The 23,835-nt window shown below is 60.0% G+C and carries 23 protein-coding genes; 8 read left to right on the forward strand and 15 right to left on the reverse strand.

Going from position 1 to position 23,835, the window contains the following annotated elements:
• Positions 1-74: 74 nt before the first annotated feature.
• Positions 75-1,019, reverse strand: a complete 945-nt coding sequence (locus AC07V8_RS15985; RefSeq protein WP_494679712.1) for a methyltransferase domain-containing protein — start codon at positions 1,017-1,019, stop codon at positions 75-77.
• Between the two features lie 107 nt (positions 1,020-1,126).
• Here AC07V8_RS15985 and AC07V8_RS15990 point away from each other — a divergent pair, with 107 nt between their 5' ends.
• The 3 genes from AC07V8_RS15990 (at position 1,127) to AC07V8_RS16000 (ending at position 3,008) form a co-directional block, all read left to right on the forward strand.
• Positions 1,127-1,882, forward strand: a complete 756-nt coding sequence (locus AC07V8_RS15990) for a ComF family protein (RefSeq protein WP_494679711.1) — start codon at positions 1,127-1,129, stop codon at positions 1,880-1,882.
• 44 nt (positions 1,883-1,926) lie between these two features.
• Positions 1,927-2,409, forward strand: a complete 483-nt coding sequence (locus AC07V8_RS15995) for a tRNA (cytidine(34)-2'-O)-methyltransferase (protein ID WP_494679710.1) — start codon at positions 1,927-1,929, stop codon at positions 2,407-2,409.
• Positions 2,410-2,531: 122 nt separating this feature from the next.
• Complete coding sequence (locus AC07V8_RS16000) at positions 2,532-3,008, forward strand: copper chaperone PCu(A)C (RefSeq protein ID WP_494679709.1); 477 nt, start codon at positions 2,532-2,534, stop codon at positions 3,006-3,008.
• Positions 3,009-3,075: 67 nt separating this feature from the next.
• Here AC07V8_RS16000 and rfaE2 read toward each other — a convergent pair whose 3' ends face one another.
• The 4 genes from rfaE2 to AC07V8_RS16020 all read right to left on the reverse strand — a co-directional run bounded on the left by rfaE2 (position 3,076) and on the right by AC07V8_RS16020 (position 6,915).
• Positions 3,076-3,555 (reverse strand): D-glycero-beta-D-manno-heptose 1-phosphate adenylyltransferase, encoded by a 480-nt coding sequence (gene rfaE2, locus AC07V8_RS16005; RefSeq protein WP_494679708.1) that lies wholly within the window; start codon positions 3,553-3,555, stop codon positions 3,076-3,078.
• Positions 3,556-3,649: 94 nt separating this feature from the next.
• Complete coding sequence (locus AC07V8_RS16010) at positions 3,650-4,504, reverse strand: ferritin family protein (protein ID WP_098494296.1); 855 nt, start codon at positions 4,502-4,504, stop codon at positions 3,650-3,652.
• Between the two features lie 395 nt (positions 4,505-4,899).
• Positions 4,900-5,571, reverse strand: coding sequence for a PhaM family polyhydroxyalkanoate granule multifunctional regulatory protein (locus AC07V8_RS16015; RefSeq protein WP_494679707.1), 672 nt, complete (start codon positions 5,569-5,571; stop codon positions 4,900-4,902).
• A gap of 45 nt (positions 5,572-5,616) precedes the next feature.
• Positions 5,617-6,915 carry a branched-chain amino acid ABC transporter substrate-binding protein gene (locus AC07V8_RS16020; RefSeq protein WP_494679706.1) on the reverse strand — a complete coding sequence of 433 codons (1,299 nt, stop codon included), beginning with the start codon at positions 6,913-6,915 and terminating at the stop codon, positions 5,617-5,619.
• 103 nt (positions 6,916-7,018) lie between these two features.
• Between AC07V8_RS16020 and AC07V8_RS16025 the strand changes: the two genes are divergently transcribed.
• From AC07V8_RS16025 to queC, 3 genes are read left to right on the forward strand one after another with little or no spacing between them, the layout of a single operon-like run.
• Positions 7,019-8,164, forward strand: a complete 1,146-nt coding sequence (locus AC07V8_RS16025) for a DUF3108 domain-containing protein (RefSeq protein ID WP_494679705.1) — start codon at positions 7,019-7,021, stop codon at positions 8,162-8,164.
• 36 nt (positions 8,165-8,200) lie between these two features.
• The gene (locus AC07V8_RS16030) at positions 8,201-8,971 is read left to right on the forward strand and encodes a DUF3108 domain-containing protein (RefSeq protein ID WP_494679704.1); all 771 of its coding nucleotides are present in this window, start codon (positions 8,201-8,203) and stop codon (positions 8,969-8,971) included.
• Position 8,972: 1 nt separating this feature from the next.
• Positions 8,973-9,707: a 7-cyano-7-deazaguanine synthase QueC gene (gene queC, locus AC07V8_RS16035; protein WP_494679703.1), complete on the forward strand. Its 735-nt coding sequence runs from the start codon at positions 8,973-8,975 to the stop codon at positions 9,705-9,707.
• A gap of 114 nt (positions 9,708-9,821) precedes the next feature.
• Here the strand turns inward: queC and AC07V8_RS16040 are convergent, their stop codons facing one another.
• Positions 9,822-13,427: an indolepyruvate ferredoxin oxidoreductase family protein gene (locus AC07V8_RS16040; protein ID WP_494679702.1), complete on the reverse strand. Its 3,606-nt coding sequence runs from the start codon at positions 13,425-13,427 to the stop codon at positions 9,822-9,824.
• A 418-nt stretch (positions 13,428-13,845) separates the two neighbouring features.
• Positions 13,846-14,724 (reverse strand): phenylalanine 4-monooxygenase, encoded by an 879-nt coding sequence (gene phhA / locus AC07V8_RS16045; protein WP_494679717.1) that lies wholly within the window; start codon positions 14,722-14,724, stop codon positions 13,846-13,848.
• A 159-nt stretch (positions 14,725-14,883) separates the two neighbouring features.
• Between phhA and AC07V8_RS16050 the strand changes: the two genes are divergently transcribed.
• Positions 14,884-15,405, forward strand: a complete 522-nt coding sequence (locus AC07V8_RS16050; protein WP_098494301.1) for an Lrp/AsnC family transcriptional regulator — start codon at positions 14,884-14,886, stop codon at positions 15,403-15,405.
• Between the two features lie 6 nt (positions 15,406-15,411).
• Here AC07V8_RS16050 and AC07V8_RS16055 read toward each other — a convergent pair whose 3' ends face one another.
• The 5 genes from AC07V8_RS16055 to AC07V8_RS16075 form a co-directional block, all read right to left on the reverse strand.
• The gene (locus AC07V8_RS16055; RefSeq protein WP_494679701.1) at positions 15,412-15,666 is read right to left on the reverse strand and encodes a YciI family protein; all 255 of its coding nucleotides are present in this window, start codon (positions 15,664-15,666) and stop codon (positions 15,412-15,414) included.
• 73 nt (positions 15,667-15,739) lie between these two features.
• Positions 15,740-16,453, reverse strand: a complete 714-nt coding sequence (locus AC07V8_RS16060) for a GNAT family N-acetyltransferase (protein WP_494679700.1) — start codon at positions 16,451-16,453, stop codon at positions 15,740-15,742.
• Between the two features lie 33 nt (positions 16,454-16,486).
• Positions 16,487-17,713, reverse strand: a complete 1,227-nt coding sequence (locus tag AC07V8_RS16065; RefSeq protein WP_494679699.1) for a multifunctional CCA addition/repair protein — start codon at positions 17,711-17,713, stop codon at positions 16,487-16,489.
• A gap of 35 nt (positions 17,714-17,748) precedes the next feature.
• Positions 17,749-18,444, reverse strand: a complete 696-nt coding sequence (locus AC07V8_RS16070) for a glutathione S-transferase family protein (RefSeq protein WP_211442300.1) — start codon at positions 18,442-18,444, stop codon at positions 17,749-17,751.
• A gap of 58 nt (positions 18,445-18,502) precedes the next feature.
• Entirely contained in the window at positions 18,503-20,479 is a 1,977-nt protein-coding gene (locus AC07V8_RS16075; protein ID WP_494679698.1) for a lytic transglycosylase domain-containing protein, read from the reverse strand.
• Between the two features lie 87 nt (positions 20,480-20,566).
• On the opposite strand from AC07V8_RS16075, the gene AC07V8_RS16080 reads away from it, so the two are divergent.
• Positions 20,567-21,106: a 5-formyltetrahydrofolate cyclo-ligase gene (locus AC07V8_RS16080; RefSeq protein WP_494679697.1), complete on the forward strand. Its 540-nt coding sequence runs from the start codon at positions 20,567-20,569 to the stop codon at positions 21,104-21,106.
• Between the two features lie 4 nt (positions 21,107-21,110).
• On the opposite strand, the gene metF is transcribed toward AC07V8_RS16080, so the two are convergent.
• The 3 genes from metF to ahcY form a co-directional block, all read right to left on the reverse strand.
• Positions 21,111-21,953 (reverse strand): methylenetetrahydrofolate reductase [NAD(P)H], encoded by an 843-nt coding sequence (metF, locus tag AC07V8_RS16085; RefSeq protein ID WP_494679696.1) that lies wholly within the window; start codon positions 21,951-21,953, stop codon positions 21,111-21,113.
• Between the two features lie 12 nt (positions 21,954-21,965).
• Positions 21,966-22,310, reverse strand: a complete 345-nt coding sequence (locus AC07V8_RS16090; RefSeq protein ID WP_098494309.1) for a phage holin family protein — start codon at positions 22,308-22,310, stop codon at positions 21,966-21,968.
• A gap of 63 nt (positions 22,311-22,373) precedes the next feature.
• Complete coding sequence (gene ahcY / locus AC07V8_RS16095; protein WP_494679695.1) at positions 22,374-23,810, reverse strand: adenosylhomocysteinase; 1,437 nt, start codon at positions 23,808-23,810, stop codon at positions 22,374-22,376.
• Positions 23,811-23,835: the final 25 nt, after the last annotated feature.

Below are 23,835 nucleotides of genomic sequence, written 5' to 3' on the forward strand. Positions count from 1 at the left end.
ACGGGAGGCGAACTATAGCAACACCACATCTTCACCGCAAGTACTTTTAGCCAAATTCTTTAAAATATTTCGATTTACCTGTTTTTGCCCAAATCCCAGCGCACGATAGACTCGCCACCACTAGTAGTCTTGGGCACCGGCCGGAAAGCATGGCCATAGATGATTTCAAAGGTCAGCGGCAGTTTGCCGTCCGCCCTGCGGCGCGCTTCCAGCGCAGCTTTAAGGCGCACGCCAGCCTCTCTACTTAATAAGCCGCGGCCACGCGTCGCCAGCGGATTGCCGCCCCAGGCTCTTACATCGGCCAGCAGTTTATCCACAGTGTCATAGGTTACAGTAATCGTTTCCATATCCATGACCGGTGTGGAGAAACCGGCATTGACCAGCATGTCACCGAAATCATGCATATCCACGAACGGCAATATATGGGCTCCGTCATCGATGCCGGCAAATGCATTGCGCAGCTCTTTAAAGGTGTCCGGCCCGAAGCAGGAGAACATCAGCAAACCGTCCACCCGCAATATGCGGCGCCACTCGGCGAACACGCGGTCCGGCTGCGGATGCCAGTGCAGCGCCAGGTTCGACCACACCAGGTCGACCGTGTTGGGCGCCAGCGGCAGCTGGGCGAAATCGCCGCACAGCAGCGCCGACGACAACTGCTCGCCGCTATTAGTAAACGGCAGCCACTTCTTTAATAAGCGGTTGACCGACAGCTGCGCACCCTGCCGTTGCTCTTTTGCCAACGACAACATGGCGGCCGACGCATCCAGTCCGATAATCGCGGCATCGGCAAAGCGCTGCTGCAACGTATATATATCAGGGCCGGCGCCGCAGCCGGCATCCAGCACCCGTTGCGGCGTTAGTTTTACCAGAGCAAGGCGCTCGTGCATGCGGCTGGATATTTCCCGGCGCATGAACTCGGATTCGCGCACCAGTGCAGGCTGGGCAAACAGTTGGCGTACCCGGCGCAGGTCGATCGGGGCGCTTTGGCTGGTTTCAGAAGGAGGCAATGAGGTAGACATCAAAATCCGGCAGGTGAGATGAAATGCGATAATCGCCAGTAGTTTACACGCTTGATTGTATGTAAGCTGATTGCCGTGCCCTGATTAACCAGAACGAGACTTGTCCTTTGCTATTCCCCCGACTGCGACTATGGCCGCAACAGCAACTTGCCCGCATCCTGCGCAGCATGCCGTCCTGCTGCGCCTTATGCGGACAGAGCGGCAAGCGCGTGATTTGCGACGGCTGCAGCAAGCGCTACTTTGCCGACCGGCCGCGCCGCTGCGCCCAATGTGCAAATCCGCTGCCCCAGTCAGGCGGCGCCAGCCTGCTCCAGTGCGGCAACTGTCTGAAGCGGGCCAGGGCCTTCGACGCCACTATCGTTGTATGCGATTATGCAGCGCCGGTCGACCAGCTGATCCTAGCGCTGAAGTTCCACGGCCAGCTGGCGCTGGCGCCGGTGTTTGCGCATATGCTCAGGGATGCGATGCTGCTGCAGGCAACAGCTGGCCGCTTGGAACTGCCGGAAATATTGATGGCGGTTCCGCTCAGCGCACAGCGGCTGCAGCAGCGCGGTTTCAATCAGGCGCATGAGATAGCCAAGCCATTGGCGCGCCTGACCGGCATTCCCGTGCGCCACGATCTGTTGCAGCGGCAGCGCGACACCTTGCCGCAATCCAAGGGGCTGGACCTGGAGCAACGCCGCCGCAATTTGCGCCAGGCCTTTGCCATGGCGCCGGCGGCAAACGCAAAAGTCGACGGCCGTCATATAGGCGTGGTCGACGATGTCATGACTACCGGCGAAACCCTGCACGCGCTGGCCAAAACCCTGCGCCGCCATGGCGTCCGCCGGATTACCAATTTTGTCTTCGCAAGAACCCCTTAAGCGGCTTGCGTCGTCATTGCTCTACATATAGAAGGAGAAGCAGATTGTTCCACGTCGTCCTGGTTGAACCGGAAATTCCACCGAATACCGGCAACATCATTCGCCTGTGCGCCAATACCGGTGCGCAGCTGCACCTGATCGAGCCGCTCGGCTTTCCGCTCGATGATACCAAGATGCGCCGCGCCGGCCTCGACTACCACGACTACGCCACCATGAAAGTACATGCCGACTGGGATGCCTTCATCGCCAGCATGCGCGCAGCTGGCAGCTATGCGCCTGAGCGCATGTTTGCCATGACCACCCATGGCTCGACGCCGTTCGCCAGCCAGACCTTTCTGCCGGGGGACGTCTTCGTGTTCGGTTCGGAAACCCGCGGCCTAGCGCCGACGTTGCGCGAATCATTTGCGCCTGCGCAGCGCATCCGCCTGCCGATGCGACCGGATAACCGCAGTCTGAATCTGTCGAATACCGTGGCGGTAGTCGTCTATGAAGCCTGGCGCCAGAACGGCTTCAGCGGCGGCGCCTGACAGACATCTCCATCAATAGAATCATAACCGTGGCCGCATTGCTATAATCGTAAGTCAGGCCGCAGCAACCAACACAACCCGCGCTTCGAGAACAATCTGCGCAATCTACCCAAAGGATCAGCATGTCTTTACGTTCGGTTTCCCTGTTCTTCTGCGCGCTGGCGATCAGCGTATCGCCCCATGCCCACGAATATACAGTCGGCGCTTTGCATATCGGCCATCCTTACGCCCGCGCCACCGTGCCGGGCCAGCCCAGCGGCGGCGCCTTCCTCAGCATCGAGAACACCGGCAAGGACGCCGACAAGCTGATCGGCGTCAGTTCACCGGCAGCCAAGAGCACGGAGATCCACACCATGTCCATGGATGGCAATGTCATGAAAATGCGCGAGGTCGGCGAGATTGAACTGGCCCCGGCCGCCACCGTCGACATGAAGCCGGGCAACGGCTATCACATCATGCTGATCGGCCTGATCCAGCCGTTGAAGACGGGCGACAAGTTTCCGCTGACGCTGACCTTCCAGAAAGCCGGCAAGATCGAGGTGTCGGTCAACGTCACGGACATGAGCGGTAAATCGGCTGAGGCGATGCACCAGCACTGAGCAGCTGCCGCGGGTCCATAAAAAAAGCGCGGATTCCGCGCTTTTTTTCGTCTGATTGCCACTGCCGTCACACCCCTTGCCGCACCTTGTCCAGCAATTTGCTGGTCGAGCGGTCATGGGCAAAGGCGATGGCGACCACCTGGCCGCCGTAGGCCAGCACCGCCTGGCCTTCCGGAATCGCATCCATCTGATAATCGCCGCCTTTGACATACACGCCGGGCCGCGCTTCCTGCACCACTTCCAGCGCCGTATCTTCGTCAAACTCGACCACCAGGCTGACCGCTTCCAGCGCCGCCAGCACTGCCATGCGGTCGGCGCAGGTATTGATCGGACGGTCATCGCCCTTGCCCAGGCGTTTGACCGATGCATCGGTATTCACCGCGACCACCAGCGACGCCCCCTGCTCGCGCGCCTGCGCCAGATAGGTGACATGACCGCGATGCAGGATGTCGAAGACGCCGTTGGTCAGCACCACCGGCTGCGGCAGAGCGGCAACGCGCGCCGTCAATTCGGCGCGGGTACAAAGCTTGTTTTCAAATGTAGGCATGGAGAATATAAAAAAAGCCGCAACAACGCGGCTTGATATCAATGATGGTCCGGGAGGCGGCGCAGAAAAGCTTCGCCGCCGATGCTCCCGGTGATCAGACTGCTTCGGCCGACTTCAGCGCCAGGCGCGCAACCACTTCCTTGCGATAACGGTTCAGCTCCTGCACGGTGTCGAAAGTGCGTTCGAACAGCAGGGACATATTGTGCAGGATGCGGTCGACCACTTTCTTTTCCCATACGCCGTCGAACTTGATCTGGTCGTCCAGCCAGCGCTCCAGCCATTCCGGATCCGGCAGGCGGCTTTGCACCGTGTCGTTCGGGAACAGCGACTGGTTGACGTGCAGATTGGTCGGGTGCAGCGGCTTTTCGGTGCGGCGCGCCGAAGCCATCAGGACGCCGATCTTGGCAAATGCGGCCGAAGCGCTGTCGCCGACTTCAGACAAGGCCTTCTTCATGTAGCGCAGATAAGCGCCGCCGTGGCGTGCTTCATCCTGGCTGATGATCTTGTAGATCTGCTTGATCACCGGCTCGGTGTGCCAGTCGGACGCGCAACGGTACCAGTGGTTGAGGCGGATTTCACCGCAGAAATGCATCATCAAGGTTTCCAGCGCCGGCGCCGGATCGAATTCGAAACGCACATTGTCCAGCTCGGCTTCGGTAGGCACCAGCTCAGGCCGGAAGCGGCGCAGGTATTCCATCAGCACCAGCGAGTGCTTCTGCTCTTCGAAAAACCAGACCGACATAAAAGCGCAAAAATCGCTGTCGCCGTGGTTATCACGCAAAAACATCTCGGTTGCAGGCAGCGCCGACCATTCCGTAATCGCATTCATACGAATAGTTTGAGCTTGTTCGTCGGACAGCTGGGTGGCATCAAACTTGTCCCATGGAATATCGGTCTCCATGTTCCAGCGGACTTGTTCAAGCGATTTAAACAGTTCTGGATACAGCATACATACCTTAAGCAAGTGAGTTAACTGTTCGATTTTACCAAGAATTTGTTACAAGGCCGTTTATAAACCTGCCGACCAGCCTTTTTTTGCTGGAAATTTGGCTTAAATCACAACAAAGTCAATGCGTCGTTTAGAGTTTTTAGTCGATCAGAAGCCTGTCCTCCGGATTGTTTTATATATATCGCACGCAGCTTGCTACGGAGTCAGACTTACGGCGCCGACCGGCTTCCTAGACTTCAATCATGGCACTTATCTGAAGCTAGTCAAGCTGCTCGAAGAACGTGATATTGCCACAGTGGCAACCGACACGTCATATCCTGTCATGATGGCGACCGGCTTTGCACAGCGCGCAATTTTCCAAGCCAGCGCTCTCCGCGCGTGCTGCGCCGCAGCCCTTATTTAGAAGCCGGCTTGGCTTTCGTCGTTGCCGCTTTTGTCTTGCCGGCGACAGCGCCGCCCGCTTTTTTTACGGCAGGCTTGCTGCGCGGCTTGACGGGCGCCTTGGCGCTGCTCTTGACATCATTCCCGGCTGCCGTTCCTGAGGCGGGTTTCGCCATTTTCTCCGTCGCCGCCACGCTGTTCACCGCTTGCTTGAACTGGTTTTGCAACAGATCCCACCAGGCATTGGCATTTCCTGCCGAGGGCGGGACTGCAGCGGCTTCCGGCGCTGGCGTCGCCGGCGGCTCCGGCTCTTTCGCTGCCGGCGCCGCATCGGCATTTGGCGCCGCGTTCATGAATGAAAACGGAAAACCCGATGGCATGGCCCATGCGTTCGCAACCGGCTCATCGCCATTCTCTTCCGCCGGCTGATTGACAGCGCCCATTGCCCGCAGCGCCGACAGCGTCGCGCTCTGCACTTCGAGCGCCTGGATGGTGGTGCGCAACATGTTCAGGTTGAGATTCAGCCATGACTCCACAGCCTTCAGATCGGTGATCTTCTTGTTGATCTCTTCCACCGACAAGGTCGGCACGACCATGCCCGGCACGCCCATGCCGCCCCACATCTTCTTGATGAATTCAAGACTGTCCTGCATTGCGTCTGCTCCTGGAATACTAGAACCGCTCATCGCCAATCTCCTTCAAGGAAAATCCATCTTACCGCTGCTTCCGCCTCAGGGGCGCTGCATCCTGCAGGTAGTGGGCAGCGCCGTCGCCGCCGGCGCCAGATAGCGCTCGGTCTTGAAGCCGTAGCCGCTGCCTTCATTGTCAAAGCGGATGCCGCCGTCGGCCAGCTTTTGCATCACCGCCACATACAGTGGCTGGATCAATTGATGGTCGCTGGCGCGCATGCTTGCTTCGTGAAATTTGCTCTTGTATTGCGCCCCTTCAAGCGCCCGCGCCACCGCCGCCGCCTCCGTGGACTGGGCCTTCTCGATGGCGCTCGCCAGCATGTCTATCATGACATCCATGCGCAAAAACATATAGTCATCTTTCGGCTGCGGGAAGCGCTGCCGGAAACTGCGGTAGAAAACATCGCTGGCGGCATCCTGGACGCCGTCAGCAATATTCGGATGCCACTCCGCAACCGCACGCACCGTCCCCACACCCGCATCGCCGATGGCCGCCGGCGCTCCCAGGCTATTGGCATAGAAGGTATAGAACTTGAGGCGCAGACCGGCTTCCTTGGCGGCTTTCACCAGCAGGGTCAGGTCATTGCCCCAATTGCCGGTGATGACCGTATCGGCGCCGCTGGCGCGGATCTTGGCGATGTAGGGGGCGAAATCCTTGACCTTGCCGATCGGATGCAATTCATCGCCGACGATCTTGATGTCCGGCCGCGCCGCCTGCAGCTGCTGGCGCGCGGCCTTGGCCACCTGCTGGCCGAAACTGTAATCCTGGCCGATCAGGTAAACGCTTTTCGCCTTGTCGTCGTTTTTGATAACTTCCACCAGCGCGTGCATGCGCATATCGGCATTGGCATCGAAACGGAAATGCCAGAAGCTGCATTTTTCATTGGTCAGCGCCGGATCGACCGCCGAGTAGTTCAGGAACAGCACGCGATTATCAGGCGCCCGGACATTGTGCTTGTTGATTGCCTCGACCAGCGCACCAGCCACCGCGGAGCTATTACCCTCCAGTACGAAGGGGATTTTCTGGTCAGTCAATTGCTTCAGTTGCAACAAGGCGTCTTCCACCCCTTGCTTGCTATCGAACACGGTCAGGCTGAGAGGATGGCGGCCGTCCGGCAAGCGCACGCCGCCGCGCGCATTGACCTGCTCCACCGCGAAACGGATATTGTGCTCCACCGCCTCGCCGGCATTGGCAAACGGACCCGACATGCCTTCGATCATGCCCAGCCGGATCGGCGCCAGCATGGCGGGAGCCGCGGCAAGGACCAGCGGCGGCATGAGCCCGCCGGCCAGCATGAATGCCAGCGCCAGGCCGGCGGTGAATCGTGATCGGTGCGACATCGGCAACTATTCCAGTTTCATGTAAGTCCAATATTTTACGTTGTTTATTGCATACTCTTGCGCTAGCGGGAGTTAATCTGGACGGATCGTTTACACTATGCGGATGTCGTCTTCCTCCGAATACATCTCAACACCGCGTTTTACCTTTGGCAGCCGGCGCCGCTGGCTGGGGGTATTGCTGCTCACCGCTCTGCTGCACATCCTGCTGATCATATGGGGCGGCCGTCAGTTCAACGCACCGTTGTCGGTGGAACCGCGCGATCACATCGTCATGACCAATATCGCAGCCCTGCCGCCGGTGGAAAAGCCGGTGCTATTGCCGCAGGAACCGAAGCCGCAACCGAAAACTAGCCCGCAACCGCGTCCGGTTGCCGCAGCCAAACCCCATCCAGCTCCCGAGCCCGCGGTGGAAGTGCCGGATACGCCGATCAGGGAAACCGTGACGCCTATCGTCGATGCCCAGCCGGCCGAACCAGCCATGGCTGACGTAGCTGCCGGCGCCGCCGAAGCCAAACCGCCGGTGGAGCATCCCGGACTGGCAGAGCCGGCGAAAGTCACTCCTGCCGCCGGCAAACACTATCAAACCAGTGCGCCGCCTTCAGCTGAACTGAAATACGCCGTGGAAGCCTTGCAAAAGGGCCAGAACTATCATGGCAGCGGTAAAATCACCTGGCAAACCGATGGCGGCAGCTACACCATCAATGGCGAGGCAGGCGCCTTGTTCTTCACGGTTCTGGATTTCAAGAGCGAAGGCGAATTCAATGGCTTTGGCGTTGCGCCCATAACCTACACACAAAAGCGTTTCCGCAAGCCGGCGACGAAAACGATTTTTCACCGCGAACTCAACCAGATTGTCTTTTCCTCTTCGGACAACAAATATCCGCGCAGCGGCGGCGAACAGGACCGCGCCAGCGTAGTCTGGCAACTGGCGAGCATCGGCCGCGGCGACAGTTCGCAATTTGCGCCGGGCGCAGTGATCGACCTGTTTGTCGCCGGTCCGCTGGATGCCGAAACCTGGCGCATGCAGATCGTCGGCCAGGAAAAAATCGATGTCGACGGCGACCAGCGCGCAGTCTGGCATGTGATCCGCATTCCCGAACCCGGCTCGCACGAACAGCGGCTGGACATCTGGCTGTCGCCGCAACAGGAATGGTATCCGGTCAAATTGCGCTTTACCGAAACCGACGGCGACTACCTAGACATGTCGTTGTCCAAGCTGAAGCAGCTGGATCCAAACGCGCTGAATTAGACCAAGCTGGTGAACCAGCAATTTTTTTGGGAAATCATGAAATCATCAATAATGTCCTTGTTCCGTCTTGCCGCCACTGCGGCGCTCTGCTGTCATCTCCTGAGCGCCAGCGCAGCCGGCACGGATCATCCGGCCACCAAGTACAAAATCGACCTGCCGCCGTCCGCCGAGCTGGACTACGCGATTCAAGCCAAGCAAAGCGGCATCACGCTCGGCGGTGAAGGCACAGTCAGGTGGCAGGTAGCGGACAAGCGCTTCAGCGTTAATTCGGAAACCCGCGCGATGCTGTTCGGGAAAATCCTGGAATCGTCCAGCGAAGGCGCGATCGACGATTTCGGCCTGGCGCCGACGCAGTTCATCAACAAACGCTACCGCAAGCAAGCCACCACCACCACCTTCCATCGCGACAGCGGCACCATCGGCTTTTCCGAATCCGGCGACAGCTACCCGCTGAAGGGCGGCGAGCAGGATCGCACCAGCATCATCTGGCAGCTGATTTCCGTGGCGCGGGCGGTGCCGCAGCAGTTCAAGCCGGGTTCAAACTGGACCTTCTTCGTGGCCGGCATGCACGATGCCGAAGCATGGACTTTCAAGGTCGTCGATACCGAAAAAATCAAAACCCCCATGGGCGATCTGGAGACCATTCATATCTTCAAGGCGCCGCCGCCAGACGCGAAGGACCAGCAGCTCGACATCTGGCTAGCGCCTTCCCTGGAGTGGTATCCGGTGCGCTTGCGCTTCACCGAACCGAACAAGGATTTTGTCGAACAGACTCTGCAACAGGTCAGCAACAAGGGAGCAAAATAATATGAGTACACCAAACAGCGCGCCAAGCAGCACACCGAATGGCGCCATCGTCCTGTTCAGCGGCGGCCAGGATTCCACCACTTGCCTGGCATGGGCCCTGGCGCGCTATGAACGGGTCGAAACCATCGGTTTCGACTACGGCCAGCGGCATGCTGTGGAGCTGACAGTGCGCCCGGTCCTGCTGCAGAAAATCCGCGCCCAGTTTCCACAATGGGCCGACAAGCTGGGCGAAGACCACATGATCGATCTGTCGCTGATTTCAAAGATCTCATCGACCGCCATGACAGAAGACGTCGAAATCGTGATGCAGGAAAACGGCTTGCCGAATACTTTCGTCCCCGGCCGCAACCTGCTGTTCATGACAGTGGCCGCCACCGTCGCCTACCGGCGCGGCTTGAACGTGCTGGTGGGCGGCATGTGCGAAACCGATTTTTCAGGCTATCCGGATTGCCGCGACGACACCATGAAGGCCTTGCAGGTGGCGCTCAACCTCGGCATGGCGACCCAGCTCAAGCTGGAAACACCGTTGATGTGGATCGACAAGTCGGAAACCTGGAAACTGGCGCAAGATCTGGGCGGCGATGCCCTGGTGGATCTGATCCGGGCCGATACCCATACCTGCTATCTGGGTGAGCGCGGCGCCTTGCATGACTGGGGCTATGGCTGCGGCACCTGCCCGGCATGTGCATTGCGCGCGCGCGGCTACCAGCAATTCAGGCAAGGCGCTCCGGCCTGAGCGCCCGGTCTGGCAGTCGCTGGAGACATGCCGGATACTGAAATACAAAACGGCGGGTAGATTTTCATCTACCCGCCGTTTTTTTAACGATCAACCACGATCAGCTAAGATCAGCTAAGCCGCGATCGAACGAGACAACTCCCCTTTTGCTTCAGGTGCAGCAAACTGATTCAGCAACTGTGCTTCCTTGGCGCGGGCTGCCGCCAGATGCCGGTCCTTGACGTGGCCATAACCGCGAATCTCTTCGGGCAGGCTGGCAATCGCGACGGCAGTGGCGAGGTTGTCGGCAGTCAGCTTCGGCAGCAAGGAACCGACAAGTTCCTTGTAATGCACGATCAGGGCCCGCTCTTCCTTACGCTCGGCGGTGTAGCCGAAAATGTCCAGCGCGCTGCCGCGCAGGAATTTCAGTTTCGCCAGGACGCCGAAAGCACGCATCATCCATGATCCGAACTCCTGCTTGACCAGATGGCCGTGGGCATCGTGCTTGGCCAGCAGCGGCGGCGCCAGGTGGAACTTGAGCTTGTAGTCGCCTTCGAACATGGCGGCAATCTTCGCCTTGAAAGCGCCGTCGGTGTACAAGCGCGCCACTTCGTATTCATCCTTGTACGCCATCAGCTTGAACAGATACGTGGCGACCGCGGTGCTCAAGCGATGCCCGCCATGCTGGCGTTCTGCTGCCTGCACCTGCTCGACAAAAGCGCGGTACTGTTCCGCATAGGCAGCGTCCTGATAGGAAGTGAGGACGGCGACGCGGCGCTTGATCAAGTCATCCAGCTTAGGCGTGCGTTTGAATTCGATCACCTGCGCCTGCGTATCGCTGAGACGGGTGCGCTTTTCCAGTTCCGCCAGATCGATCGCTGCGGTGCGGCCCCAGACAAATGCCTGCTTGTTGAACGCGACTTGCAAGGCATTCAGTTCGATCGCCCGCATCAGCGATGCTTCCTGCAACGGCACCCAGCCCTTTTGCCAGGCATAACCCAGCATGAACATATTGGTGGCGATGGCGTCGCCCATCAAGGCCGTCGCGATATGGCCGGCGTTGATGAACTCGACACGATCGCTGCCGCAGGCTGCACGGATATCATGCTCGGCCGCTGCATCAGGCGATTGCCAGTCCGGATTCTTGACGAATGCGGCGGTCGGCGTACGAGTCGAATTGATCGCTGCGTAAGTCCGCCCCTCGCCCATGCGCGACAGGGCATCGCGGCTGGCGCTGACGATGGCGTCGCAGCCGATCACCAGATCGGCGTCGCCGGTGCCGACACGGGTCGAATAGATGTCATCCGGATGATCGGCCAGCCGCACGTGCGACATCACCGGACCGCCCTTTTGCGCCAGGCCGCTCATGTCCAGCACCGAGCAGCCCTTGCCTTCGACGTGCGCCGCCATGGCCAGAATCTGGCCGATGGTCACCACGCCGGTGCCGCCGATACCGGTCACCAGGATGCCGAAAGGCTTGACGGTGTTTGGCAAGACCGGCGCCGGCAGGGCCGCTACCGGAGCGTCCGCTGTAGCCGGTGTTGCCGATATTTTGGCAGGCTTCTTCAGGTTGCCGCCTTCGACCGTCACAAAGCTCGGGCAGAATCCGGTAACGCAAGAGAAATCCTTATTGCACGAGGACTGGTTGATCTGACGCTTGCGTCCGAATTCGGTTTCCAGCGGTTCCACCGACAGGCAGTTCGACTGCACGCTGCAATCGCCGCAGCCTTCACACACGGCTTCATTGATCACAGCGCGCTTGGCTGGATCCGGATACTCGTTGCGTTTCCGGCGGCGGCGTTTTTCCGAAGCGCAGGTCTGGTCGTAGATCATGGCCGAGCAGCCTTCGATCTCGCGCAGCTCGCGTTGCACCGCGTCCAGTTCGCTGCGGTGGCGGATCGTCACGCCAGGCGCCCAGTCAACACTCGAGCCGTATTTTTCCGGCTCGTCGGTGACCACGATGATCGGCGTCACGCCTTCGGCAGCGATCTGGCGCGAAATCATGGCCGGATCGAGCGGGCCGTCGAAAGCCTGGCCGCCGGTCATGGCGACTGCATCGTTGAACAGGATCTTGTAGGTGATGTTGACCTTGGCCGCGACCGATGCGCGGATCGCCAGCAGGCCGGAGTGGAAATAAGTGCCGTCGCCAAGATTGGCGAACACGTGCTTTTCCGTGGTGAACGGCGCTTGGCCGACCCAGGTCACGCCTTCGCCGCCCATGTGGGTGAAGGTGGACGATTCGCGGTCCATCCACAACACCATGTAATGGCAGCCGATACCGGCCAGGCCACGGCTGCCGTCCGGCAGTTTGGTCGAGGTATTGTGCGGACAGCCGGAGCAGAAATGCGGCACGCGGTCCTTGTTCGGATCGGGCTTGCTGCTGATGTTCAGCAGCGCTTCCTTGGCTTCCAGGTAGGCGACCCGTTGCTGCACGCGCTGCGCCACCGGATGGCCGGCAAAGTATTTCGACACGCGGGTGGCGATGGCGCGGGCGATCTGCGCCGGGTTCAGTTCATAGGTGGCCGGCAGCAGCCAGTCGCCATGGCCTTCGCCGCTGCGGTTGCTCCATTCGCCGGTATCGTCGAACTTGCCGACCACGCGTGGCCGCACATCGTCGCGCCAGTTGTAGAGTTCTTCCTTGACCTGGTATTCCAGGATCTGGCGCTTTTCTTCCACCACCAGGATTTCTTCCAGGCCTTGCGCAAACTCGCGCACGCCTTCCGCTTCCAGCGGCCAGGTCATGCCGATCTTGTACAGGCGGATGCCGATGTCGCGCGCCACGGTTTCGTCGATGCCGAGGTCGGCCAGCGCCTGGCGCGTGTCGAGATAGGATTTGCCGGCGGTGATGATGCCGATCTTGGCGCGCGGGCTGTCCCAGATGATCTGATTCAGCTTGTTGACGCGGGCATAGGCCAGCGCTGCGTACCATTTGTAATTGTTCATCCGCGCTTCCTGGCCGAGCACGGTGTCGGGCAGGCGGATGTTCAAGCCGTCGGCCGGCAGTTCAAAATCGGCGGCGGTCGGCAAGACAATCTTGACGCGGTCCGGATCGAGATCGATCGAAGCGCCGGATTCGACCAGGTCGGTGACGCATTTCATCGATACCCACAAACCGGTATAGCGGCTCATGGCCCAGCCATGCAAGCCGTAGTCGAGATATTCCTGCACCGAGGACGGATACAGCACCGGAATGCCGCAGGCTTTCAGGATATGTTCGCTCTGGTGCGCGGTGGTCGACGATTTTGCCGCGTGATCGTCGCCGGCCAGCACCAACACGCCGCCATTCTTGGAAGTGCCCGCCATGTTGGCGTGCTTGAAGACGTCGCCGCAACGGTCGACGCCGGGGCCTTTGCCGTACCACATGCCGAACACGCCATCGTATTGCGCGCCGGGAAACAGGTTAACCTGCTGCGTACCCCAGACGCTGGTGGCGGCAAGGTCTTCATTCATGCCAGGGTGGAATTTGACGTGATGCGATTCCAGGTATTTCTTCGCCTTGGCGGCGGTCAGATCGACGCTGCCGAGCGGGGAACCGCGATAACCGGTCACGAAACCGGCGGTGTTCAAGCCAGCTTGCACATCGCGCTGCCGTTGCAGCATCGGCAAACGAATGATGGCCTGTGTGCCCGTCATGAAAGCACGGCCACGTTCTAGTGTAAATTTATCATCAAGGGAAATGCGATCAGCTTCAGACGCTTGCGTGGGCAGCAAGGCTTGCGCCGATTTGAGTGGTGCGTTCATTCAGTCTCCGTGCCAAAAATTATGTTTTTGATTGCACTGCGTGGAGGTTATCCTACGCGGTAAAACGTCTTCGCCTTGTGGGCAAATCGTCCTGTTTTTTACTATTTCCTGCAGCCACCAGATTATCACAAGCGGGTGGCCGACTCAATGCACGGCGCAGCAATCACCCGCGCCGGTACTGGGTCTGTAGCGCCTGCCGCGCGGTCGCATTGCCAAATCAAATGCTAAGCAGCCCCAGGGTAACAACTGTAACAACTGGTAAATCGAGTAGATCGGGAGCACGACTGGGCGTGTAATGGCAACTTGTCAGATGTGGCTGAATACCTCCCCTGGACCAGCCATGTCGGGCATTCCTCCCTCTAGTGTTCCCATTATCACTAGTTTGCGGATTCTGCACTCCCCGGCAGAATCCGCTTTTTTATTTCAACTGCAGATTTGTTTCGCCATCCAGCAAGGTATTCGCCGGCAACGGCTGCAAGGCTTTCAGGCGCGCATAGATGGGCGTGAAATCCGGCGCGGTGTCGTCGAACAGCTGTTTGAAATCATTGATGACAAAATAGGTTTCCTGATAAGAATCGATCTTGTACAGGGTGCGCATCACGCGCTCGACATCGAACGGCAGGCGCAAAGGCGCGGGACTGCTCAGGCAATGCTCGATTTCACCGCCGGACGACAAAATCCCCGCGCCGTACACGCGCAGGCCTTCCGGACTCTGGATCAGGCCGAACTCAACCGTGTACCAGTACAGGCGCGCCAGCATCGACAGGCCGTCCAGTTTCATCGCCTTCAGCGCGCCCTTGCCGTAATCCTGCAGATGGTCGGCAAAAATCGGATTGAACAGCAGCGGCACGTGGCCGAAAAAATCGTGGAACACATCGGGTTCGACGATGTAGTCGAATTCCTCCGGATCGCGCAGCCAGACCGTGACCGGGAAGCGGCGGCTGGCCAGGTGCTCGAAAAAAACGTGGTCCGGCACCAGGCCCGGCACCGCCACCAGCGTCCAGCCGGTAGCCTTGAACAGCAAGGCCGAGCTTTCTTCAAAGCGCGGAATGCCGTCGCCGATGTTGAGCAGTTCCAGGCTTTCGATGAAGACGTCGCAAGCGCGGCCGGGGATCAGCTTGGCTTGGCGCTGATACAGGCGGCGCCACAAAGCGTGCTGCTCCGGCGTGTAGGCATCCCAGTCCTGCTTGACCACATAGCGCGCGTCGATCTTGCTGTAGTCGCCGCGCAGGGACGCCCCGTCCGACTTTTCAGCGACGGTGGCAAAAAAATCATCGGTGTTCAAGCTCATGTCCATTACGTTTGCATTCATTCTGTCGGTCCCGGATTCAGCGCGTTTAGCTACTTTTATGCCTACAGTATAGGGCTGAGACGAGGGCAGTTAATTGCAAAATTTGTCCCACGAACCAGAATTTGCGCATTAATATGTCTTAAAACATCCATTTTAAGGTGACTTATGCCAACGATTGCATTGGATGCAACCGATCGGAAAATTCTGGCGATATTGCAGGAGGATGGCCGCCTCAGCAATCAGGAGGTGGCGGAACGGGTCAACCTGTCGCCCTCGCCCTGCCTGCGCCGCATCAAGCAGCTGGAACAGGCTGGCGTAATCCGGCAATACGTGGCGCTGCTGGAGCCGGACAAGATCGGCCTGGGCCTGCTGGCCTATATCAACGTGCGCCTGGAAAAGCACAGCGATCCGCTCTACCTGAGCGGCACCAAGGCGGCCGCCGCGCAGCATCAGACCATGTCGCCGCGGGTCTCGTTTTCTACCGCGGTGGAGCGCTGGCCGGAGGTGGTTGCCTGCTATGCCATGACCGGCGAGATGGATTTCCTGCTGAGGGTGCACGTGGAAGACATGGCGCATTTTTCACGCTTCATGATGGAAACCCTGCTGCGCCATCCGGCGGTGCTGGACGTCAAATCGAGTTTTGCTCTGCAGCGGGTGAAAGATACGACGGCGCTGCCCTTGCTTTAACGGATCCTAGACCGCATTCCATTCGTAGACGGTCACCAGCGACGATCCGCTGACATGCACCGGATCGGTAAACGCCAAGCTCTTTGCTTCTTCCAGGCTGGCGGCCCTGATCAGATAGGCGCCGCCCGACTTGTCGGTAAACGGGCCGGCCAGCTCAAGCTTGCCTTGCGCCCGCAGTTGATCGAGAAACGCATAGTGCTGCTCCACTACACTCGGCTGGAAGGCGGGAGTGCGCATTGTGGTGACCAGATAGCGGTACATAGGAACTTCCGGAGGCAAATGATGGGACGGAAATATTATCGCAAAACGCGCAACCTGGCCGAAGCCGGGCCGTCTAGTCGCGCTTGATGCCAGGCAGGTTGCTCAGCCATTTGAGCGCGGCGCGCAGATTCGCCTTGAAGGTGTAGTCCAGCATCGCTGCCTGTTCCTGCACCGCCTCCTGCAACACGCTGGCGGGATTGGCAGGCGGCAGCTTCAGATAAGCATCCGCCTCGCCGTAATCGCGATGAATCGCCATGCCGGCCTTCTTGGCGATGTGCATCATCACCTTGTTCGAAGACAGGCAGTGCATGTACAAGGTGTCGATATCGACATTGCGGCAGCGTATCGCCGCCCGTTCAAACAGGCGGCTGCCGACGCCCATGCCGCGCGCCGAAGCGGCCACCGAGACGCCGAATTCGGCGACCCTTTCCTTGGTGGTCGAAGCGCTCACCGAAGGCAGCGCCTCGCGCGGCGCGAAGGCCAGGTGACCGACCCCGAGCAAGCGCAGCTTGCGATCGTAGACGCCGAACACAGTGTCGCGCGAGAAATCGATATTTTCCACGTAGCGGCTGACCAGATCATCCGACAGCACCGAACCGAAGCGCAGCAAGCGGTCGCCGCTGCTCAACGCCAGGAAATGGCGCAACAGCCGCTTGCGCGCCCGGCGCGACAATTCCTTGACGAAGATGATAGGCCGCGCAGCCTTGGCCTGGCCCGAACCCGAGCCGCCGGCTGTTGCCGGCGCCTGGCTGCCAATGCCGCCCGTCTTCGCATCTGTGGCTGTCATCCTGGCCTCTCTGGTCGGACAAGCTGATCTGGTTTACGGTCGTTGCGCCTGCAACAGCTGCCCGACCACTTCAACCCGGGCGGCGTGGATCGCTTCAGGTATCCGTTGCGGCTGCTGCTGGAACATGCCGGCAATGACGCCGGCATTGACCGACTGCGCTGCCTGCAACGCCGCCTGCAGATAAGCAAGCTGCGGAAACGGCCGCTCCTCGTAGCCGGTCCTGCCACGGTAATCGCATTCGGTGGCACGTAGCATATCAATAAAGCGCTCGGGCTTGCGAAATGCATCGCAGCGCCCCAGCAGGTTGACGATGGTAGCGGCGCGCAGCTCGAAAGCGCGGCCGACGTTGCCGTGTTCGCGGGTCGTCATCAAGGCCAGGTCGCGCGCCTCGCCCGGCACTTTGAGGCGCTGGCAAACTCGTTCCACCAGTTCCACGCCCAGGCCTTCATGACCGTGATGGCTGGGCCAGCCGGCGGCCGGCGTCACGCCTTTGCCGAGGTCGTGCATGATGGTAGCGAAGCGCACCGGCAGCGGATAATTTGCTCGGGCGGCGGTATCGACCACCATCATCACATGCACGCCGGTGTCGATTTCGGGGTGATATTTTTCCGGTTGCGGTATGCCCCACAACGCGTCCAGTTCCGGTAGGATGCGCGCCAGCGCGCCGCACGCGCGCAAGACCTCGAACATGCGCGACGGCTTGCTTTCCATCAGGCCGCGCGCCAGCTCTTGCCAGACCCGCTCCGGCACCAGCGCATCGACTTCGCCTGCGTCCACCATGCGCTGCATCAGGGCGTTGGTTTGCGGCGCTACCGTGAAGTCGGTGAAGCGCGCGGCAAACCGCGCCACGCGCAGGATGCGCACCGGATCCTCGGCAAAAGCGTCGGATACGTGACGGAATATACGGTCTTGCAAGTCCTGGCGGCCGTTGAAAGGATCGGCCAGGGCGCCGTCCTCGGCGCGCGCAATGGCGTTGATGGTCAGATCGCGGCGCACCAGGTCTTGCTCCAGCGTGACGTCGGCGGCGGTATGGAACACAAAGCCTTTGTAGCCCGGCGCGGTCTTGCGCTCGGTGCGCGCCAGCGCATATTCCTCGTGCGTGTCCGGATGCAGGAACACAGGAAAATCCTTGCCGACCGGGCGGAAACCTTGCGCCAGCATGTCGTCCGGCGTCGCTCCGACCACCACGTAATCGCGATCCTTGACCGGCAAACCGAGCAACTCGTCGCGCACCGCGCCGCCTACCGCAAAAACTTTCATGTCGTTGTATGAACCTGATGAGAGAAGACTAATGGCTAGTCCGGCAATACTTCGGTTTCCGCCAGCGCCTCGCGCATCCAGCGTGCCACGGCCGGGTGCGCCTGCACCCGCTCGGCGTAGGCTTGCAACGCCGGCGCCAGCGATACGCCATAGCTGTGAAAGCGCATGACCACCGGCGCAAAATAGGCGTCGGCAATCGAAAATGCGCCGAACAGAAACTGGTGATGGCCGAATTCGGACAAGCAGGTTTCCCAGATTTCCACCACCCTGGCGATATCAGCCTGGGAGCCCGCGGTACGCCCATGTCCCGGCTTGTGGGCGCGGATATCCATCGGCATGTCTGCGCGCAGGGCGGCAAATCCGGAATGCATCTCGGCGCAGATCGAACGCGCGGTGGCGCGCGCCAGCGTGTCTTGCGGCCACATGCCGAGGTCGGGGAACTGATCCGCCAGGTATTCGCAGATGGCCAGCGAATCCCAGACCGGCGTCTCGCCCACCAGCAGGATCGGTACCCGGCCGCTGGCGGAATAGCGGCCTATTTCGTTGGCGGTGTGCGGCTGGCGCAACAGGATCTTGTGTTCCTTGAACGGAATGCCGAACGCAGTCATCGCCACCCATGGCCGCATCGACCATGAAGAATAGTTTTTATTGCCGATCACCAGAATCAGGCCGTCCTTGCCGGCTTTTTGCAAAGCGGCTGACAGGCTTGGATCGAGTTCTGTGGTTTGCATATGCGGCTCCGGGACTACTATTCAGGTCACGCGTGGGCACGATGTGCCCACCCTACAATCAAGGCAGCGCCGATTCGACAAAACCCTTGGGTGCGACGGTGCCCAGGCGTGCTTTCAGGGATTGCGGCTTGCCGTCGAACAAGGCTGCATAGTAAGTCGCGTTCGACAGCACATTCTTGACGTAGCCGCGGGTTTCATTGAACGGAATCGACTCGGCAAACACCGCGCCCTCCACCGTGCCTGGCAGCGTCGCGCGCCATGCCCGCGGCCGGCCGGGGCCGGCATTGTAGGCGGCCGATGCGAGCGCCTGCGAACCATCCAGATCGGACAGCACCATGCTCAGGTAGTTGGTGCCCAGCAGGATATTGGTATTCACGTCGGCAATCTGGTCGACGGTAAAGCCGCTCAGGCCGATTTTCTTGGCAACCCATTTTGCCGTCGCCGGCATCACCTGCATCAGGCCGCTGGCGCCGACGTTCGAGCGGGCGCTGCGCATGAAGCGCGATTCTTGCCGGATCAGCCCGTATACCCAGGCCATGTCGAGTCCCAGGCTTTGGGTATTGGTGCTCATGACATCGCGATGCGGCGACGGGAAGCGCTGGTTGAAATCGACTTCGACCTTGGTCCGGTCCGACGTGTTCACCATGCGGTCGAGGACATTGTTCTGGCGCGCGAATTCAGCCGCTGTCAGCAATTGGCGATCAGTCATCTGGCGCAGTTCCCAATTCCATTCGCGCACACCTTCAAACCGCAAATTCATGTCAAAAAACCGCAGGGCGCGACGGAAGCCCTGGTTATTTGTCATCGCCGCCATTTCAACTGGCGTAAATGTCTGGCTGGAGGAAACCGCAATGATTTTCTGCCCCAGCTCTTCCAGCGCCAGCTGGCCATAGAAATTGGTCTGGTCGGCGATAGCCTGGAATTTCTGCTGGGCCTGATCAGCCTTGCCTTCGGCCTGGTCGGCGCGGGCCAGCCAATAGATCCAGGTCGGGTCGCTGCGCAGGATCGCCGGCATCGCCTCGATGCCGCTCCTGACCAGCTTCCAGTCGCCGCTGCGCAGGGCGGAGCGCACGCGCCATTGATAAGCGTCGCCGGACAATGGCGCGCTGCCCTTTACCTGCCGCCAATAATCGATCGCTTGCGGCTCCAGCTTGAGCGCCGACTGCAAGGCGATCTGCGCCCATGCCAGCGAGCGCTCGGTGGATGTCAATTGATCCAGGGATGCGTTCAGTGCCCCGGCCGCACGACCGGTATCGTTCTTCGCCACGCGTCCCAGCGCCAGGATGAATAATTCACGGCCGCTGCGCCCGGCGCCCGGGCCGCGCGCCAGCACCAGCGCGGATTTGTCGATGGCTTGCGCCACCTGGGCATCGTCGGCGTCGACGAAGGGCGTCATGCGGCGCGCCACCCCTGCAAAGCCGGACTCCACCGCCTGGCGGATCTGGAACCAGACATCGTCGGCGCTGAACTGGCCGTTTTGCGCCAGCGTGCCGACCAGGTCAGTGCAAGCTGGACCAAAGTCCTTCGGCGTGGTCAGCAAGGCGCGTGCCTCTGCCGCCACGTTCGTGCCTTTCAGGGCGGCCGAGGTCAGCGCATAGCATTTCAGCTGGGTGTCGTCATCCAGCACAAATTTCGGATATTGCTCATCAAAAGTGGCCCAGTCGCCGGCCTTGCCCAGCTCCAGCAGCCAGTCGTTGCGCAAGCGGTCAGCGATCGCGCTGCCGTCGTAACGGCTGAGGTAGTCGCGGATATCGGCCTGCGGCGCGACCAGGTCTTTGATCAGCGGTTTCAGGCGGTAGTAATCGACATACGAAGGAATGTCATAATCACTCAGGGTAGCAGCCAGCAGTTCTGCCTTGTCGGCGTTATTCGCGCGCGCGGCGTCGCGCAAGGCCAGGAAGGCGTCATCCTGGCTGGCGTAGCTGCCACTGGATGCGTTGCTGGCGGAGCGCTTTTGCGCATAAGCTGCACTTGTCAGCACGGCAGAGGAAGCCACGGCGACGGCGATGACAGCAAGCCATTTCTTTTTGAACATGTTAAACCTATTTTTTTACGGGTACGAACGATGACGCCTAGCATAGCATGTGATGCCAGTGATGCAACACCAAACCCCGACAAAGCATTGTTGCGTCCTGCCCTGCTGGCCGCGCGGCGGGCGATAGCCGCCGACAGCCGCCGCGACTGGGACCAAGAACTGGGGCGCCGCGTGATCGCCTGGGTTGTGTCATGGCGGCAGGCGCAGCCGGATGGCGTACTCGGGGTCTACTGGCCGATCCGCGGCGAACCGGATTTGCGGCCGGCTTACGCCGAACTGGCGGCAAGCGGTGTGCCGCTGGCGTTGCCGATCGTGGTGGATAACGATAGCCCTCTGCGTTTTGTCGCCTGGACTCCGGGTGAAAACATGAACAAGGATAGTTTCGGGGTCGCGGTGCCGGCCAGCGATGTCAGCGCGACGCCATCAGCCCTGCTGATTCCCTGCGTCGGCTTCAATCGCAGCAAGCTCAGGCTAGGCTACGGCGGCGGCTTTTATGACAGGACACTGGCGCTGGCGCCGCGTCCGCAGGCAATCGGGATTGCCTACTCCTGCGGACTGGCGGAATTCGAGGGCGCCCCGCATGATATTGCGCTGGACGCCATCATCACCGAAGCTGGCGGACTGTAACAGTCTATAGCTTCAGGCGCTGCCAGATGGCGATCGTCGCCGGCGAATGATTCAAGGTATAGAAGTGCAATCCCGGAGCGCCGCCGGCGAGCAAGCGCTCACATAACTGCGTCACCACGTCCAGGCCGAAAGCGCGGATCGAATCGGTGTCGTCGCCATAGCTGGCCAGCTTGAGGCGGATCCAGCGCGGTATCTCGGTGCCGCACATGTCGGAAAAACGCATCAGTTGCGAGTAGTTGGTGATCGGCATGATGCCGGCCACCACTGGCACCGTCGCCCCCAGTTTTTGCGCTTCGTCGACGAAACGGAAATACGCATCGGCATTGTAGAAGTACTGGGTGATGGCGCCGTTGGCGCCGGCCTTGACCTTGCTGACATAGCGCTGCACGTCGTCCTGCGGCGACTTCGCCTGCGGGTGCATTTCCGGATAGGCCGCGACTTCGATATGGAACCAGTCGCCGGTTTCGGCGCGGATGAATTCCACCAGCTCATTCGCATAGCGGAATTCGCCGGAAGAAAAATCCATCGCGCCGTAACCGCTCGGCAGATCGCCGCGCAAGGCTACCACGCGCTTGATGCCGTGATCCTTGTATTGCCCCAGGATGGCGCGCAGGGATTCACGCGAACTGCCCAGGCAGGACAGATGCGGCGCCGCTTCGTGGCCTTCGCTGCGGATATCCAGCACCGTGTCCAGCGTGCCCTTTTGCGTCGAACCGCCGGCGCCGAAAGTCACCGAGAAATAGCGCGGATGCAGTTCCGCCAGCTTGGCGCGCGTGACCCGCAGTTTTTCCGTTCCCTCAGGCGTCTTCGGCGGGAAAAATTCGATACTAAAATTCTTTTGTGCCATTTTCTGTGCCAATCAATTCTTCTTCAACAGCAGCGTGGACAGCGCCCACGAAACGATGCTGTACAAGATCGCGCCGCCTACCGCCGCCCAAAAACTGGCGACATAGAACCCGCTGACCAGATGCGAGACCAGCCAGAACATCAGGCCGTTGATGATAAAGATGAACAGGCCCAGGGTCAGCAAGGTCGCCGGCAAAGTCAGCAACAGCAACACCGGGCGGATCAAGGTATTGACGAAACCCAGCACCAGCGCCGCGATCAGCGCCGCGCCGAAACTGGTGAACTGCACCGAATGCATCAGGTACGGCACCGCCAGCAAGGCCAGGGTATTAATCAGCCAGGTAATCAGTAAGCGCATTGAGGTTTCCTCTTGATGGTGGAAGACCCGCCGGCCGCCCTAAGGCAGCCGGCGGCCGGGCTATTAATAGCGGTAGTGTTCCGGCTTGTAAGGGCCGGTTTGCTTGACGCCAATATAGGCAGCCTGCTCTTCCGTCAGCACCGACAGTTGCGCGTTCAGCTTTTTCAATTGCAGGCGCGCGACTTTTTCATCCAGGTGCTTTGGCAGCGTGTAGACGCCGACCGGATAAGCCTTGGTGTTCACGAACAGTTCGATCTGGGCGATGGTCTGGTTGGCGAACGACGAGCTCATCACGTACGAAGGGTGGCCGGTGCCGCAGCCCAGATTCACCAGGCGGCCTTCAGCCAGCAGGATGATGCGCTTGCCGTCAGGGAAAATGATATGGTCGACTTGCGGCTTGATGTTTTCCCAGGTGTATTGCTTCAGAGCGGCGACTTCGATTTCATTGTCGAAGTGGCCGATGTTGCAGACGATCGCCTGGTCCTTCATCTTTTGCATGTGCGCATGGGTGATCACATGGTAATTGCCGGTGCAGGTGACGAAGATGTCGCCATGCTCGGCTGCGTATTCCATGGTCACCACACGGTAGCCTTCCATCGCCGCCTGCAAGGCGCAGATCGGATCGACTTCAGTCACCCAGACTTGCGCCGACAGCGCGCGCATGGCTTGTGCAGAACCCTTGCCGACATCGCCATAGCCGGCGATCACGGCAACCTTGCCGGCGATCATGACATCGGTAGCGCGCTTGATGCCGTCGACCAGCGATTCGCGGCAGCCGTACAGGTTGTCGAACTTGGACTTGGTGACCGAGTCGTTGACGTTGATGGCCGGGAAAGCCAGCTTGCCTTCCTTGTGCATCTGGTACAGGCGATGCACGCCGGTGGTGGTTTCTTCGGTCACGCCCTTGATCTGCGCCAGGCGGGTCGAATACCAGCCGGGCGAAGTCGCCAGCTTTTTCTTGATGGCGTTGAACAGGCAGATTTCTTCTTCCGACCCCGGGTTGTTCAGGACCGACGCGTCTTTTTCAGCGCGGGTGCCGAGATGCAGCAGCAAGGTGGCGTCGCCGCCATCGTCCAGGATCATGTTGGCTTGTTCTTCGCCCGGCCATTCGAAAATGCGGTGCGTGAATTCCCAGTAGTCGTCCAGCGATTCGCCCTTGAAGGCAAACACCGGCGTGCCGGCGGCAGCGATTGCGGCGGCGGCGTGGTCCTGGGTCGAGTAGATATTGCAGGATGCCCAACGCACCTTGGCGCCCAGCGCTTCCAGGGTCTGGATCAGCACCGCGGTCTGGATCGTCATGTGGATCGAACCGGTGATGCGTGCGCCCTTGAGCGGCTGCGCGGCGGCGAATTCGTCGCGGATCGCCATCAGGCCCGGCATTTCGGTTTCGGCAATCCGGATTTCCTTGTCGCCCCAGCCGGACAGGCTGATATCGGCAACGACGTAGTCTTGGTTTGAAGAGGTAGAGTGTGCAGTAGAGTTCATTACAGCGGCGTTCATCACGCCCTCCTTTCGTTAGAAAAAA

The organism is Collimonas sp. GW821-FHT02H07 (genome assembly GCF_059421505.1).